This window comes from Leeuwenhoekiella aequorea, from assembly GCF_004104375.1.
GTDB classification, from domain to species: Bacteria; Bacteroidota; Bacteroidia; order Flavobacteriales; family Flavobacteriaceae; genus Leeuwenhoekiella; species Leeuwenhoekiella aequorea.
In genome coordinates this window covers 114,814-130,387 of record NZ_QOVM01000003.1, presented here as the reverse complement: position 1 = coordinate 130,387, position 15,574 = coordinate 114,814, and the positions used below count along the sequence as shown (strand labels likewise).

The following is a 15,574-nucleotide window of genomic DNA, read 5'->3' as shown; positions in this document are numbered from 1 at the left end:
ACAAAAAATCCGTGTAGAATTAATTTCCACACGGATTTTTCATTTCTATACATTCTGTTTTACTCGGCAACCACTTTACGAATAGCTACGAGCTTGGTCAATAAATCCTCGAGTAAACTTAAGTCAAGCATATTTGCCCCGTCACTCTTAGCGTTTTTAGGATCAAAATGTGTCTCTATAAATAAACCATCTACCCCTGCTGCAATACCGGCTTTTGCCATAGTGCCTATAAGTGCAGGACGACCACCGGTTACGCCACTGGTCTGGTTGGGTTGTTGCAAACTATGGGTTACATCAAGTACAGTAGGAGCATATTGACGCATCGTAGGGATGCCTCTAAAATCTACAATCATATCTTGATAGCCAAACATGGTACCGCGATCTGTAATCCATACGTTTTCATTGCCCGTTTCGGTTACTTTGGTCACGGCGTGTTGCATAGATTCGGGACTCATAAATTGACCTTTTTTTAGGTTTACTACTTTACCCGTTTCAGCAGCAGCTACGACAAGATCGGTTTGACGTACCAGAAATGCAGGTATTTGTAAAACATCAACATAGGCTGCAGCCATTGCTGCATCCTCATTAATGTGAATATCTGTTACCGTAGGCACATCAAAAGTTTCAGAAACTTTGCGCAGAATTTTTAGAGCTTTCTCGTCACCAATTCCCGTAAAGCTATCCAGACGGCTGCGGTTTGCCTTTTTAAAACTTCCTTTAAATACATAAGGAATATTCAATTTATCGGTAATTCCTACAATCTTTTCTGCAATACGTAATGCCATTTCCTCGCCTTCTATGGCGCAAGGCCCTGCAAGTAGAAAGAAGTTATTAGAATCGGTATGTTTTATTTTTGGAATATTTGAGAGTTTCATCGCTTGGGTTTTAAAGAGGTAAAGATAAAGCTTTGAAAATTTGAAATGAAACATACAAATTACAAAGTTCGTACAGTATTCATTAATGAAGAGAGTGATTAGCAATTAGTATATGTATTAATAACAAATAGAAGCCTTGCGGCAGGGATAGCAGCGACATCCTTTTTTGTTACTCAGAACATTTTACGCCTTTTGCGTATAATGTGCCACTGATACCCAAAAAGATATAGCGAATAGCCCGGTTGCTGCTTATGACTGATTTTCAATTTCTTAGAAGAATTTTGATCAGCAGCAAGTCGCCCGGATTATAATTGAAAATAAGTGCTTAAAAATCCATTAATTAACGTTATCTTTGCGCCCTTAAAATAAGGCCATCTTATGGAAATTAAAAACATTGCGATTATCGCTCACGTTGACCACGGTAAAACTACGTTGGTTGACAAAATCATGTACCATTGTCAATTGTTTCGTGAAAACGAAAACACAGGAGATCTTATTCTGGATAACAATGACTTAGAGCGCGAACGCGGTATTACTATTACGTCGAAGAACGTTTCAGTAATGTATAAGGGTACAAAAATCAACATTATAGATACTCCTGGTCACGCCGATTTTGGTGGAGAGGTAGAGCGTGTATTAAACATGGCTGATGGTGTACTTTTATTAGTAGATGCTTTTGAAGGTCCTATGCCACAAACCCGTTTTGTACTGCAGAAAGCTATTGACTTAGGTCTTAAGCCTTGTGTTGTAATCAACAAAGTGGATAAAGAAAACTGTACTCCAGAAGAAGTACACGAGAAAGTTTTTGACTTAATGTTTGAATTAGGTGCTGAAGAATGGCAACTAGATTTCCCAACCGTTTATGGTTCTGCTAAGAACAACTGGATGAGTGATCATTGGGAAAATCAAACTGAAAACATAGAACCACTTCTTGATATGGTTATGGAACACATTCCTGCGCCAAAAATCGAAGAAGGTACTGTTCAAATGCTTATTACATCTTTAGACTTTTCTTCTTTTACAGGTCGTATAGCTATTGGTCGTTTACAAAGAGGTCACCTTAAAGAAGGTATGCAGGTTTCTTTAGTAAAGCGTGATGGCTCTGTGAAAAAAGTGAAAATTAAAGAGCTACACACTTTTGAAGGTCTTGGACGTTTAAAAGTTCCTGAAGTTCTTCCAGGTGATATTTGTGCACTTGTAGGTATTGAAGGTTTTGAAATAGGGGATACTATCGCAGATTTTGAAAACCCAGAAGCTCTTAAAACAATTGCTATTGATGAGCCTACAATGAGTATGCTTTTCACAATTAACGATTCTCCTTTCTTTGGTAAAGACGGAAAATTTGTGACTTCACGTCATATTAAAGACCGTTTATGGAAAGAACTTGAGAAAAACCTTGCATTACGTGTTGAAGAAACCGGTAGTGCAGATAAGTTTATGGTTTTTGGTCGTGGGGTATTACACCTTTCAGTTTTAATTGAAACAATGCGTCGCGAAGGTTATGAATTACAGATAGGTCAGCCTCAAGTTATTATTAAAGAGATTGATGGTGTTAAATGTGAGCCTATAGAAGAGCTAACAATAGATTTACCAGACTCAGTTTCCGGTAAAGCTGTGGAGATGGTTTCTATGCGTAAAGGTGAGATGCTAAGTATGGAAGCTAAAGGTGAGCGTATGATTTGCCAGTTTATGATTCCATCACGTGGTATCATTGGTTTACGTAATCAATTGCTTACAGCTACTGCTGGTGAAGCGATTATGGCACACCGTTTTAAAGAATATCAGCCTTTTAAAGGTACTATTCCAGGACGTATTAGTGGTTCTTTAGTTTCTATGGAAAACGGAAATGCAATTCCTTATTCTATCGACAAGTTACAGGATCGTGGTAAGTTCTTCGTATCTCCAGGTGAAGATATTTATGAAGGTCAGGTAATTGGTGAGAATTCACGTCAAGATGATATGAACATTAACATTACTAAAGCGAAGAAGCAGTCTAACGTACGTTCATCTGGTGCAGATGATAAAGCTAAGATTGTTCCTGCAATTAAATTCTCTCTTGAAGAAGCATTAGAATACATTCAGAAAGATGAGTATGTTGAGGTAACTCCTAACCACTTGCGTTTACGTAAAGTATGGTTAAATGAAAATGATCGTAAACGTAACAAGATTTAATCTTACGTTTTAATTTATATTTAAAAGCACTTCCTTACGGAAGTGCTTTTTTTTTAATTTAGTTTTTACCTAGACGCAACCATGTAAATGATTTTGTATCTTGTTTATATAATCTAATAATCACTTTATGAATATTCTATACAAAATAGCATTATCCACATTAGCTTTAGGTTCTCTTAATAGTTGCTCAGAGTCCAATGATGATTTTCCTACTACTAGTGCAGAACTTCAGGTACAGGTAAATGATACTTTGCTAATAGCTTCGCGCGATACTGCTCCTGTTGAGGGTGGTCGAGAGGTTTCAGTGGCTCCAAAAAACGGTGAGGTTCTTGTAGATGCTTTTACTATAAAATATATTCCCGGTACTAATTTTAAAGGTGAAGATTATTTAGAAATCACAAATAAAGGCTCGATAGGAGATGGTAACTATTTTACCACCTCAGTAGAAAAATATTCAATAACTGTTGAATAAACAAGCTCTAAAAATAAATTAAAAAAGCATCTCTGTGAGATGCTTTTTTAATTTATAAATGTCTAGTGAACGCACTTAGGGTGCTGTAGCTCCTTTCAAATTTTGTACTTTAGCCTGTCTTAAAACTTTAGGCTTGCCAATCTATACGATCATAAAATATACTGCTGCTTACAAATCGCGATGGGATCGTTTTGTAGCATCGCTTAATGGTACTTACAAAGGTTCTAAAAACACCTCTTTTCTATTTCAGCGTGATTTTATGGAGTACCATAAAGATCGTTTTAGCGACTATAGCTTAATGGTTTATGAGGAGGATAAACTACTTGCGGTATTACCGGCCAACCAGTTAGAGGATACCTTATATTCTCATCAGGGTCTTTCTTATGGAGGTCTTGTGCTTGATGCAGAAATTCGTTTGGAAACGGTAATGAATATATTTGAGCAAGTACTTAAATTTTTAGCTCAAGGCGGAATACATAGACTTTATTTGAAGATTATGCCGCAATTTTACCAAGAGCTCCCCGCAGATGAACTTGATTATGTACTTTTCTTAACTGAAGCGCAATTAGTGAAGGTAGAAACCGCTACAGTTATTGATTTACGCAACCCAATACCGTTTCACAATTCACGTAAGGACGGTATTAGAAAAGCAAGTAATTCTAATTTAAGTATAATTGAAACTCGAGATTTTTCTGCATTTTGGAACACTATTTTAATTCCAAATCTTCAGTTGCGTCACGATACTTCACCGGTGCATACACTAGATGAAATTAGTACACTTGCCAATAAATTTCCTTATTCTATCAGACAGTTTAATGTTATAAACGCTACAAACGAATGTATTGCGGGAGCCACAATTTTTGAAACGGCTACAGTTGCTCATATGCAATATATCTCGGCAAACGAAGACCGTCAAAAGCTAGGAAGTTTAGACTTTCTCTTTGATCATCTTATACATTCTGTTTTTAAAGATAAACACTATTTTGATTTTGGTACTTCAAATGAAGAGATGGGTAGAAAACTCAATGGTGGTCTTCAATTCTGGAAAGAAGGTTTCGGTGCCCGCACCCGTGTTCAGCGTACATATATGGTTTCTACTTCAAATCATAACTTACTCAAAGGTGTTGTTGTATGATTCCGTTTCTAGATTTAAAGAAAGTAAATGCTCCTTACTACAATGAGTTTAAAGCTTGTTTTGCGACTTTTTTAGAAACCGAAAATTATATATTAGGAGATTCTGTTTTAGAATTTGAAAAAGCCTTTGCTTCGTATTGTCAGGTTCCTTTTGCTATAGGAACAGGAAACGGACTTGATGCTTTAAGGCTCATTTTTGAAGGTCTTAAAATACAGAAAAAGCTAAACGTTGGTGACGAAGTTTTAGTAGCTGCTAATTCATATACAGCTACCGTTTTGGCAATTATTCAGGCAGGTTTGAAGCCTGTATTTGTTGAAGTTGAAACACAGTTTTTCAATATTGATTTAAATACAATACCACCCGTATCAAAAACGGTTAAGGCAGTTATAGTAACGCATTTATACGGACAAATGCAGCCTGTAAGTCAGATTCTGGCTTTTGCAAAAGCTCATAATTTAATATTGGTAGAAGATGCGAGTCAGTCCCACGGAGCAAAATTGAATGGCAAGTATTCCGGGAGTTTTGGAATTGCAGCTGCTTTTAGTTGTTATCCAACAAAAAATTTAGGTGCTCTGGGAGATGCAGGAATTAGTGTAACATCAGATCCGCAATTGGCTGAACTAGTATTAAAATTGAGAAACTATGGAAGGAGTTCTCTTAATACGAATGAATATTTAGGCTTTAATTCAAGATTAGATACGATTCAGGCGCAATTTCTAAACCTTAAACTAAGAGATTTAGAAAACAGCAATAGAAAACGTATGGCTATAGCTACACGGTATTTCCATGAAATTAAAAACCCTCATATCGAACTGCCCTATTGGGATTATTCTCAAAGCCACGTTTTTTATGTATTTGTAGTAAGAGTAAAAAACAGAACTTCATTTATTTCTCATTTAAACAAATTGGAGATCGGTTATGCAATTCATTATCCTGTAGTTGCTTACAAACAACCTGCGCTAAAATCGTATTCAAATTTGAAATTTGAGATTGCAGAGCAACTAGCTGATATGTGTATAAGTATTCCATTAAATACCTCATTAAGTCAACGCGATATAACCTTAATTATAGCTGCATTAAACGCATATGAAGTTTAGGTTTTTAAGTCGGTTACTCACGCAAAATACATTGCTTAGAGTAAGTTCCTTTAACAGCCTCGGAATTATAATCCGTGTAGGTTGCGGACTAATCATGTCAAAACTTATCGCTTTTTATTTAGGTGCTTCGGGTATGGCAGTTTTAGGAGATCTTCGCAACTTTCTCAATTCGGTTCAAAGTATTGGACAATTGGGTTTCAGTAATGGAGTCATTAAATATGTAGCCGAGCATAAAAAAGATCAAAACCAGTTAAAAATTAGTATTTCCACAGCATTGAAAATGAGTTTAATCGCTTCTATACTTGTTGGGATTTTACTTATTGTATATGCAGTAGAACTGGATAAGTATGTGTTTAATAACACGTACAACTACGCTACAATTATAAAGCTTGTAGGTGTTGGGTTACCCTTATTATCCTTAAATGCACTTGTACTGAATATTATAAATGGCTTAGGTAAGTATAGGCAGGTAATTTATATAAATGTGATTACTAATCTGCTTGGAGTTTGCCTATCTGCAGTTTTAATTATCAATTACAATCTATTTGGAGCGTTGTTGGCAATTGTAGTTTCCGGGATTATAAGTTTAATTATTGCTGGTTTATTTTTGATTAAAAAGGCAAGTCACTTAAAACTAATTTTTGCTAAAAAAATCGATTTCCGCATCTTAAAAAAGTTTTCTTCGTACGGAGTAATGACTTTATTTTCTGCGGTTACATCACCCTATATTTATATGGGTATTCGTAAAACGATAATCGAAGTAGACGGTATTCAAAAAGCCGGTTACTGGGACGCAATGCTACGGTTGTCTGATTATTATATGATGTTTGCAACAACATTAATGACACTCTATGTACTCCCAAAATTATCTGAAATAAAAACGAATAAAGATTTTAGGATCGAAATTTTCAACTTTTATAAAACTATTTTACCAGTATTCGGGATTGGTCTAATCATCATTTACATCTTTAAAACACTTCTAATTAAAATTGTATTTAATGCTTCATTTCTTGAGATGCAGTCTATATTCATATGGCAACTTTCAGGGGACTTTTTTAAAGTAGCAAGTCTGGTTATTGCTTATCAGCTTCTAGCTAAAAATAGATTTTGGACATTTATAATCACACAAATTATATCACTAAGTATAATCTATATTACCAGTACGCAATTAATAGGAACGTATGGTTTTGTAGGTGCGTCAATGGGACATTTAATAAGTTATGTCCTTTATTTGATTCTCTTACTATTTATTTTTAGAAAAGCTTTGTTTAGTAGGTCTTCATTAATTTAAGTGCTTATATCTATAGATAACCACGCGTTAATATACTGCTGCGCAATCTTTTTACAATCGTGATTATCCTCTATAAATTTTCGGGCATTTTTTCCTATTTCCCTTATTAATTCTGGGTTGCATATTAAATTTTCTAAATCTGCGGCAATTTTATCCTCATCAGGTATAGTATGTATTGCAACACTGTTAAGCGGCAAATTATAGTGCTTGGTAAACAAGGATCCGGCGCCAGTAAATACTACTTTGCCTTGCGCCATTGCCTCCAAAGCATTATAACCCTGGTCTTGCGCATAGGTTTGATCTAAAAGTATATGGGCTTCATTATAGGACTTTAAATATTCGGAATAGGGCAAATTAGAAACCGAAATTATTTTTACACGATCGGGAAATTTCTCTTTAATTTTTAGCAGCGCCTGCTCAAAATGATTATTCCCTTTTTTATAATAATTAACCTCGTTAATACCGTGAAATATGACAAGTTTACCTGTTGTTGCAGGTAGTGAATCCTCAAATTTATCCAGTTGGATAGGATTGGGAATTAACCCGTAATAGTCAGGGACATTTGAGTACGCCGGATGATAATCGAGATCAGAACTTATTATTAAATTTTTTTGTTGAAAAACAAAGTCGTGATATTTTTTGTGATCGTTAGAAATATATCGCTCACTATACGGAAATTCTATATCGGGATTTTGAAGAATGGGATGATACGGTAGATTATTTATATAACTTAAGGAGATATAATCATCACCACAGGCCAATATGGCAAATCTTTTAGTGAGTGATCGTAATCTCTTTATGATATTTCGCTCTATAAAATAGGGCGTTTTAATAGGGTACTCATTAATTAATTGGATTACATCGTAGGGTTTTTGATCTACCAGAAAATCAAGACATCTATAGCCTATTTCAAGCGTGGCAATATCTAATCGCGTTAATCTATATAGTGCTTTTCTGTAAAAATTAAGAAGCGAATAACCTGTTACATATTTTGCTTTCAGTTTTACATCTGAGGGATAATTCTTAAAAGCATCTCCGGTACTTATCAAAGTTACCTCGTGACCTAAATGCTGTAGTCCCGCTTTAAGACTATTGTGTAAATTGCTGTATTCACCTACAAGCAGAATTCTCATTATTTGCGTTATTTTTAGCTCGAAAAGATACACATTCTCTGAAACCAAAGCTTAAAAATATATGTATTCTCACGGAGTCTCTGGCAGGAGGAGGCGCAGAGCGTTCTGCAGCATTACTGTCTACTACATTAGATAATCTGGGGTACAATACACATCTCTGTACGATCACAGATAATATAGGTTATCCATATAGCGGACATCTGGTGAATTTAGGCTTGCTGAAGAATAAAAGAAATGATGTATTTAATAAATTAAAGCGGCTTAGATATTTCAAAAAATACCTGAAACAAAATGAAATTCAGGTAGTTCTGGATTTTAGAATGCGACGAAGTTTTTTTAAAGAATTGCTTATTCAGCTTTTTTTATATCTAGATATTTTGTCGGTTTATATGGTGAGAAGTTCATTTCTAAACTATTATTTTCCGAAGAATAATTTGTTATCCAAGATCCTATTTAAAAACGAACAATTGGTCGTTCTCACAGAGGCTACGCGTAAAGTGCTTAAGGATATTTACAGCTTTCATGCTATCCACGTCATTCCTAATAGTATTGATTTAAATAGTTATGCGAAGAACTATCCTATGCCAGCAGGAATCGATTCTAAATTTATAGTCGCTTCCGGAAGACTAGAACGCGGAGTCAAGCAATTTGATAAATTGATAACCGCCTATTCTCAAAGTAAATTACCTCACTTAAAAATTGATTTAGTGATTCTGGGACAAGGTGAGATGCTTACCGAACTTCAGCAATTAGTAAAAACCCTTAATCTGGAGAATAATGTGAAATTTGCTGGTTTTATTGAATCGCCAGAAGCATTTATGTCTAATGCATTGTTCACTGTTTTATGCAGTGCTTATGAAGGTTTTCCACGAGTTATTCTAGAAAGCTTAGCCTGCGGAACACCGGTTGTTGCGACAGACTGTCCCACAGGTCCTGCTGAACTTATAGATGGCACAAATGGAATTCTCGTTCCACATCAGGATTTTGAAGCGCTTACAGCTGCTATGAATACTCTTGCCGAAAATGAATTACTTCGTACGCAATTAAAAGCCGTTTCTAGAGACAGTATTCGTAAATTTGATACTGCAACAGTTAGTAAAGACTGGCAGCAGTTTCTTGAGCATAGTTATGAGCACTCCTAAACGCATTGTTTTACCTAAAATCGAAGATCGACGCGGAAACCTATCGGTTATAGAAGAAGATTCGCTTCCTTTTAAATTTAAACGGGTTTATTATTTATATGATGTCCCTAGTGGCGCATCCCGTGGTGGTCATGCACATTGCAAACAGTCTGCTTTGCTTATTGCTTTATCTGGAAGTTTTGATGTAAAAATTAAAAACGGAATAAGCGTTGAAATTTTCACACTTAATAAGCCCAATGAAGGTCTACTAATACCAAATGGTTATTGGAGGGAGTTAGATAATTTTTCGAGTGGAGGTATTTGTTTGGTTTTAGCCAGTGGCGCTTTTGAAGAAGAAGATTATATACGAGATTATAAAGAGTACTTAAAATTTAAAAGGTCGTAATTCGCTTTCCTTTATCAAGCAAAATTTGCTTTACAAATCGTAAAGATTGTAGTAGCCATTTTGGAGCTTTAATTAAAAAGCGTTGCTTGTAATTGAGCAATTCTAAATCAATATTTTTATAGACTTCTTTATATTGAGAATGTGCAGCTTCAATTTTGCAGTAATTGCTGAGGTAGTAATACTGTAAATTTATATACCTTCTCAAAGATTGATGGTTAGGATTTTCCAATCTGTATTTTAAAAAGTCAGGAGCTTTCTTAGAACTTAGAGTACTTCTTGTAATTTGATTTTCACTTTCTGATCGGTAATAACACGAAGGTTTATTAAAATAAGCGAGCTGTAAATTTAAATTTGCTCGTATAAAAAAATCAGTATCCTCTGCGTAGGTGATTTGGGTGTCAAAGCCTCCAATTTGATCAATAATTTCCTTTTTAAATGCAAAACTACTTGGTGTAATAAAAGGTTGATACAAACTACTTTCAAAAAAATCCTGGACTATAAATTTGGATAGGGTTGAACGTATATTAGTTTTTGGTTTTAGGGATTTACCATTTCTATAAAATTCCAAATAGGCAGTGGCGTATATTTTAGCTTCAGGAAAATCTGTGACCAATTCTATAATTTGAGCAAGGTGTGTGGGCAGCCACAAATCATCTGCATCAAGCAGGCATATAATTTCAGAATTTGCAAATTTAATTCCAGTGTTTCTGGCATTCGATAGTCCATGATTAGATTGATGAATTATTCGGGTATTTCTTTTGTCGATTATTTTTTCTATGTAGTGTGAACTTGAATCTGTGGAACCATCATTAATTATGAGTATTTCATAATTGGTATAGGTCTGCGCATAAACAGATTTTAAGGTATCACAGATATAATTCTGTTTATTATACAGCGGGATTACAACGGTGATTCTAGGCATTATCCTGCTTTATTTTTAAAAAATAATACAGCCGGTACGAATCAAAAAGTTTTAAAGAAGGCCTTGGAGAGCATAGATTTTTTTCGGCTTTTTTTAGTACACGCTCAAACAATTTCAGATATCCTCTCGACAATCCCGATTTTTGCATCCTACGTGCAATGCGTTGTATGGGTCTGTAGGTCTCAGAAATTAAGTTTTGTTCTTCAAGATGTGCAAGAGTTTGCAAGCCTTCATATGTTTTCTGCAGATAGGCTTCAGAATCTTCGATACCAAAATGTATCACAGGATTCTCAATATGTAGAATAGGTACTTCCTTTTGTTTTAATCTATATGTAAGTAATATATCTAGTCCGTAACTATTGTGAACAGGTATTTTTAAACTCAAATACAGGTCTTTTTTGATAAAGAGAGCAGCTGGAGTAATGGAGAGGTGAGGCTGCTTTCTACGGGTTTCAAACGATCTGTCTTCTCGTTTTATACCATAAATATATCGTAGCATTTTTTGTGGTTCAGGAGGTGTTTTTTCATATTGAATACCTCCAAATATTACCGAAGCCTGTTTATGGTTGTCTATTATATTTTTTAAAAATTGGGGAGAAGCCGGTAGTATATCTGCATCTAAAAATAAAAGAAACTCATAAGCGGCGGTTGTTGCAAGCAACTCGCTTGTAGCCGTTCGGCCTTTGTTTGATTTAGATTTTATATAGGAACAGTTTTTAAGCTCATATAAAAATTCATTAGCATCAAGCGTTTCAGAAGCGGTAGAAGCGTCATCTATCACAATTATCTCATAAGCGATAGTCAATGCTTCAGCCATTTTAGAAATGCTGGAAACCAGCTCAAAAACAGATGTATTGTAAACAGGTATGAGTATAGATAACATACCTACAAGATAGCTTTAAATGGTCTTTTGTACGACTTCAAAAATTTTATTTCCGTCGCACTTAAGAGTTTTAGAAGGATATTTTAAAAGCAAAGCATAATCGTGTGTTGCCATAAGGATTGTATTTCCATTCTTGTTGATTTCTTGCAAAACACCCATAACTTCGACAGATGTTTGCGGATCAAGATTTCCGGTAGGCTCATCGGCTAATATGAGTTCGGGATCATTTAATAAAGCACGAGCAATAGCCACACGTTGTTGCTCTCCACCAGAAAGCTGATAAGGAAATTTAAAACCTTTAGTTTTCATACCTACTTTGTCTAAAACTTCATCAATTTTAGAATCCATTTCGGTTTGGTTTTTCCATCCTGTAGCTTTCAGAACAAATTTCAAATTTTCTTTAACCGTGCGATCATTCAACAATTTAAAATCTTGAAAAACTACGCCCAGTTTTCTGCGTAAAAAAGGGATTTGCTTTTCTTTTAATGTGACAAGATCAAAATCTACAATCGTTCCTTCACCTTGCTGAAGTGGTAAGTCTCCATAAAGAGTTTTCATGAAACTACTTTTCCCACTTCCGGTTTTACCTATGAGGTAAACAAATTCCCCTTTGTTAATAGATAGACTTATATCTGAAAGAATAAGACTTTCTCTTTGAAAAATTGATGCATTTTTAAGTTGCAGTACCGGTGTTGACATAAATAGCAATAAATAAAACCCACAACTCGTGGTGATTAACTGGTTTTACAAGTGGTAATTAAAACAGACTTTGCATCGTAAACCGCAGTTGTTAATGAGGTCATTGTTCTAAATGCGAGTTGTAAACCGAAATCAAAAGTACAATAACTATTTGATTTGATTACAGTAGTTGCCACAGCAAAGTGTTGTTGAAAACTATAAGAAAATAAGCACGTAAAGTTCTTTTGAAGAACTGTACTCTATATATAATTATCCTAGTTTTGTAGCGTTACTCATTATAGTTGCATAAATCAGGTAATGCTGGTATATCGCTACTAGCTGAAATTAAACACAACCATTTTATGATTAAGAAATATGTACTTCTGGCATTAATAACGCTGGTTACGTTACCCGCAGTCACTGCACAGCAGTCTGAGGCATTTACAAGTGAACTTGCTAAGTATAATAAGGCTTTAACCCTGTACAATAGCAAACAATATCTGGCTGCTCAGGCTCTTTTTGGAGAAATTAAGCAAGAAACCACAGACCCTACCATTGAGGGAGATTGTGCGTATTATATCGCTAATGCAGCCGTAAGACTCAATCAAAGTGGAGCAGACGCCTCTATGGAGAAATTTGTTGAAAATTATCCTACCAGCACTAAACGCAATGCTGCATATTTTGATGTAGCCGAATATTATTTTGAAAATGGGAAATACGCAGCATCTAAACGCTGGTACGAGCAGGTAGATCTAGATCGTCTTAGTTATGTAGAATTAGAGCGTTTTAACTTTAATATGGGTTATGTTCATTTAAAAACGAATAGCCCGGAAGAAGCTAAAGAGTATTTTAGTCGTGTACGTAACTCTACAAAATATGGACCTCAGGCAAAATACTATGAAGGGTTTATGGCTTATGAAAATGATGACTATGAAGAGGCAAGTCAGCTTTTTGAACAAGTAGAAGCAGAAGAAGGTACCAGAGAAGACTTGAGTTATTTTAAGGCTGATTTAAATTTTAAGCAAGGTAATTTTGAAGAGGCAATACGTTTAGCAAAAGAGCAGTTGCCAAGTGCTACCCGAATCGATGCTTCAGAATTAAATAAGATTATTGGGGAGAGCTATTTCAACCTAGGGAACTATTCCGAAGCACTTCCTTACTTAAAAGAATACAAGGGCAAACGTGGTCGCTGGTCAAATACAGATTACTATCAGCTAGGTTATGCTTACTATAAGCAAGGTGATTTTGAAAGCGCCATAGGAGAGTTTAATAAAATTGTAGATGGTAAAAATAGCGTTGCGCAAAATGCATATTACCATCTTGCTGATGCCTATTTACAGACAAATCGTAAGCAAGAAGCACTTAACGCTTTTCGTAATGCGTATCAAATGGATTTTGTTCCAAAAATTAAAGAAGATAGCGGACTTAACTATGCCAAGTTAAGTTATGAAATAGGTAATGCTTATGAGCCGGCGCCGCAAGCGATAGGTAACTATCTGGAGGCTTACCCAAATACTACAGAGCGTCAGACTTTAGAGTCTCTTTTAATCGATTCTTATATCACTTCTAAAAATTATGAAGGTGCGATGGAGTTGATTGAAAATAATCGCAATTTTCAAGATAAAGAAGCCTATCAAAAAGTTGCTTTCTACCGCGGTATAGAATTATTTAATGATGGCAATTACAGTGAAGCAATTACCAATTTTGAAAAATCTTTGAAAGATCCGCGTACTGCAAGTTTTACAGCCCGTGCACTGTACTGGAAGGCAGAGAGTGAGTACACATTAAATAATATAGATGATGCACTTCTAACTTTTAAGCAATTTGAGCAAAGTAATGCTGCTAGTTCCTTACCAGAATATAAAGACCTTGGTTACAACCTGGGCTATGCCTACTTTAAAAAGAAAAATTATGATCAAGCGATTAAGTATTTTGAGAATTATACAAAATCTGGATCAACAGATAGTGGTCGCAAAGTAGATGCTTATATGCGCCTTGGAGACAGCTATTTTATAAGTAGTAAATATTGGCCAGCAATGGAAGCGTATAATGCTGCAATAGAAATGCCGGGAGGAGATCGTGATTATGCAACTTTTCAAAAAGCCATTAGTTATGGTTTTGTAGATCGCAATGCTCAAAAAATTGAAGCACTTACAAGTTTTACATCTCAATTTCCAAAATCAAGTTACCGCGATGATGCATTATATGAGTTAGGAAATACATATGTAGCAACCGGTAATAATGAAAAAGGAATTGAAGCTTATGACAGACTGGTACGCGAAATACCTAAGAGTAAATTTGCCGCTAAAGCACAGCTTAAAAAAGCACTTATTTATGACAATACAGATCGTAGCAGCCAAGCGCTAACATTATTTAAAAAGGTAGCGCAGGATTTCCCGGGAACACCAGAAGGAGTTCAGGCTGTTGCTTCAGCAAAACTTATCTATATAGATATGGGACAGGTTGAAGAATACGGGCGCTGGGCTAATGGACTTGATTATATTTCTGTAGAAGATTCAGAATTAGATGATGCAGCTTTTTCTTCAGCAGAAAAGCAATTTGTAAATAGCAATAATGCCGTTGCAATACAAAATTTTGAAAAATACTTAAGAGAGTATCCAAACGGACAACGTGCTATGGAAGCTCATTTCTATTTAGGTCAGTTGTATTTTGGAAAAGACGAATTTGCTAAAACAATTCCTCATTATAAGTATGTAATAGACAAAGAGCGTAGCGAGTTCACAGAGCAAGCGCTGGCACGTTTAGGGCAGGTTTATTTAAGTGAACGTAATTATGCAGCAGCTGTGCCTGTACTACAGCGTTTAGAAAATGAATCAGACATTCCTCAAAACACCATCTTTGCTCAAAGCAACTTGATGAAGTCGCATTATGAGCTTAAAGATTATGTGCAGTCTGTGTCTTATGCAGAGAAAGTTTTATCAAATTCTAAGATTGATAATAAGGTAAAAAGTGATGCTCAGGTTATTATTGCACGCAGTGCGATGAAGACTAATAATGAGAGTCGTGCTGCTGAGGCTTATGCTCAAGTTTTAAAAATAGCAACCGGTGAGCTAGCCGCTGAAGCTTTGTACTATGATGCCTTCTTTAAAAATAAGAAAGCAGACTATAAAGGGTCTAACGTTCAGGTTCAGAAATTAGCTAAAGATTATAGTGGCTATAAAGAATATGGTGCAAAAGGTCTTGTATTAATGGCTAAGAACTTCTATGAATTAGGAGATGCTTACCAGGCGACCTACATTTTAGATAGTGTGATTAAAAATTTTACTACCTATCAAGATGTTGTGGCAGAGGCAAAACAAGAATTAGCACGTATTAAAGCTGCAGAGTCTAAAACCAATTCATCTCTAGGAGATAATTAAATTCAGCAT

General features: G+C 35.4%; 14 protein-coding genes. 8 read left to right on the top strand and 6 right to left on the bottom strand.

Going from position 1 to position 15,574, the window contains the following annotated elements:
* Positions 1–59: 59 nt before the first annotated feature.
* The gene (kdsA, locus tag DSM00_RS07985; RefSeq protein WP_128757516.1) at positions 60–875 is read right to left on the bottom strand and encodes a 3-deoxy-8-phosphooctulonate synthase; all 816 of its coding nucleotides are present in this window, start codon (positions 873–875) and stop codon (positions 60–62) included.
* A 378-nt stretch (positions 876–1,253) separates the two neighbouring features.
* Here kdsA and typA point away from each other — a divergent pair, with 378 nt between their 5' ends.
* The 5 genes from typA (at position 1,254) to DSM00_RS07960 (ending at position 7,042) form a co-directional block, all read left to right on the top strand.
* On the top strand, positions 1,254–3,047 hold the full coding sequence (gene typA / locus DSM00_RS07980) for a translational GTPase TypA (protein WP_128757515.1): 1,794 nt from the start codon (positions 1,254–1,256) through the stop codon (positions 3,045–3,047).
* 127 nt (positions 3,048–3,174) lie between these two features.
* Positions 3,175–3,519, top strand: coding sequence for a hypothetical protein (locus tag DSM00_RS07975; RefSeq protein ID WP_128757514.1), 345 nt, complete (start codon positions 3,175–3,177; stop codon positions 3,517–3,519).
* Between the two features lie 133 nt (positions 3,520–3,652).
* Positions 3,653–4,654, top strand: a complete 1,002-nt coding sequence (locus tag DSM00_RS07970; protein ID WP_241652377.1) for a GNAT family N-acetyltransferase — start codon at positions 3,653–3,655, stop codon at positions 4,652–4,654.
* Positions 4,651–5,751, top strand: coding sequence for a DegT/DnrJ/EryC1/StrS family aminotransferase (locus tag DSM00_RS07965; RefSeq protein WP_128757513.1), 1,101 nt, complete (start codon positions 4,651–4,653; stop codon positions 5,749–5,751). The genes DSM00_RS07970 and DSM00_RS07965 overlap by 4 nt, the downstream gene beginning before the upstream one ends.
* Positions 5,741–7,042, top strand: coding sequence for an O-antigen translocase (locus tag DSM00_RS07960; RefSeq protein WP_128757512.1), 1,302 nt, complete (start codon positions 5,741–5,743; stop codon positions 7,040–7,042). The genes DSM00_RS07965 and DSM00_RS07960 overlap by 11 nt, the downstream gene beginning before the upstream one ends.
* Here DSM00_RS07960 and DSM00_RS07955 read toward each other — a convergent pair.
* Entirely contained in the window at positions 7,039–8,175 is a 1,137-nt protein-coding gene (locus DSM00_RS07955; RefSeq protein WP_128757511.1) for a glycosyltransferase family protein, read from the bottom strand. The two genes, DSM00_RS07960 and DSM00_RS07955, sit on opposite strands and share 4 nt — an antisense overlap.
* On the opposite strand from DSM00_RS07955, the gene DSM00_RS07950 reads away from it, so the two are divergent.
* The gene (locus tag DSM00_RS07950) at positions 8,151–9,317 is read left to right on the top strand and encodes a glycosyltransferase (RefSeq protein WP_317127836.1); all 1,167 of its coding nucleotides are present in this window, start codon (positions 8,151–8,153) and stop codon (positions 9,315–9,317) included. The genes DSM00_RS07955 and DSM00_RS07950 overlap by 25 nt on opposite strands.
* Entirely contained in the window at positions 9,304–9,702 is a 399-nt protein-coding gene (locus DSM00_RS07945) for a sugar 3,4-ketoisomerase (RefSeq protein ID WP_128757509.1), read from the top strand. The genes DSM00_RS07950 and DSM00_RS07945 overlap by 14 nt, the downstream gene beginning before the upstream one ends.
* Here the strand turns inward: DSM00_RS07945 and DSM00_RS07940 are convergent.
* Genes DSM00_RS07940 through DSM00_RS15530 form a run of 4 tightly spaced genes read right to left on the bottom strand, consistent with a single transcriptional unit; the run spans position 9,689 to position 12,382 of the window.
* Entirely contained in the window at positions 9,689–10,624 is a 936-nt protein-coding gene (locus tag DSM00_RS07940; RefSeq protein WP_128757508.1) for a glycosyltransferase family 2 protein, read from the bottom strand. The genes DSM00_RS07945 and DSM00_RS07940 overlap by 14 nt on opposite strands.
* Positions 10,617–11,507: a glycosyltransferase family 2 protein gene (locus DSM00_RS07935; protein WP_128757507.1), complete on the bottom strand. Its 891-nt coding sequence runs from the start codon at positions 11,505–11,507 to the stop codon at positions 10,617–10,619. The genes DSM00_RS07940 and DSM00_RS07935 overlap by 8 nt, the downstream gene beginning before the upstream one ends.
* 15 nt (positions 11,508–11,522) lie before the next feature.
* On the bottom strand, positions 11,523–12,206 hold the full coding sequence (locus DSM00_RS07930) for a cell division ATP-binding protein FtsE (RefSeq protein ID WP_128757506.1): 684 nt from the start codon (positions 12,204–12,206) through the stop codon (positions 11,523–11,525).
* Positions 12,207–12,241: 35 nt separating this feature from the next.
* Positions 12,242–12,382 (bottom strand): hypothetical protein, encoded by a 141-nt coding sequence (locus DSM00_RS15530; RefSeq protein WP_164916311.1) that lies wholly within the window; start codon positions 12,380–12,382, stop codon positions 12,242–12,244.
* Between the two features lie 165 nt (positions 12,383–12,547).
* On the opposite strand from DSM00_RS15530, the gene DSM00_RS07925 reads away from it, so the two are divergent.
* A complete protein-coding gene (locus tag DSM00_RS07925) occupies positions 12,548–15,565 on the top strand; it encodes a tetratricopeptide repeat protein (protein ID WP_128757505.1) in 3,018 nt (1,005 codons plus the stop codon).
* Positions 15,566–15,574 lie beyond the last annotated feature (9 nt).

Coding starts and splice junctions, on each gene's coding strand:
- DSM00_RS07965 (WP_128757513.1), top strand. CDS start 4,651: ATGATTCCGTTTCTAGATTTAAAGAAAGTAAATGCTCCTTACTACAAT.
- DSM00_RS07935 (WP_128757507.1), bottom strand. CDS start 11,507: ATGTTATCTATACTCATACCTGTTTACAATACATCTGTTTTTGAGCTG.
- DSM00_RS07925 (WP_128757505.1), top strand. CDS start 12,548: ATGATTAAGAAATATGTACTTCTGGCATTAATAACGCTGGTTACGTTA.
- DSM00_RS07975 (WP_128757514.1), top strand. CDS start 3,175: ATGAATATTCTATACAAAATAGCATTATCCACATTAGCTTTAGGTTCT.
- kdsA (WP_128757516.1), bottom strand. CDS start 875: ATGAAACTCTCAAATATTCCAAAAATAAAACATACCGATTCTAATAAC.
- DSM00_RS07945 (WP_128757509.1), top strand. CDS start 9,304: ATGAGCACTCCTAAACGCATTGTTTTACCTAAAATCGAAGATCGACGC.
- DSM00_RS07930 (WP_128757506.1), bottom strand. CDS start 12,206: ATGTCAACACCGGTACTGCAACTTAAAAATGCATCAATTTTTCAAAGA.
- DSM00_RS07940 (WP_128757508.1), bottom strand. CDS start 10,624: ATGCCTAGAATCACCGTTGTAATCCCGCTGTATAATAAACAGAATTAT.
- typA (WP_128757515.1), top strand. CDS start 1,254: ATGGAAATTAAAAACATTGCGATTATCGCTCACGTTGACCACGGTAAA.
- DSM00_RS07955 (WP_128757511.1), bottom strand. CDS start 8,175: ATGAGAATTCTGCTTGTAGGTGAATACAGCAATTTACACAATAGTCTT.
- DSM00_RS07960 (WP_128757512.1), top strand. CDS start 5,741: ATGAAGTTTAGGTTTTTAAGTCGGTTACTCACGCAAAATACATTGCTT.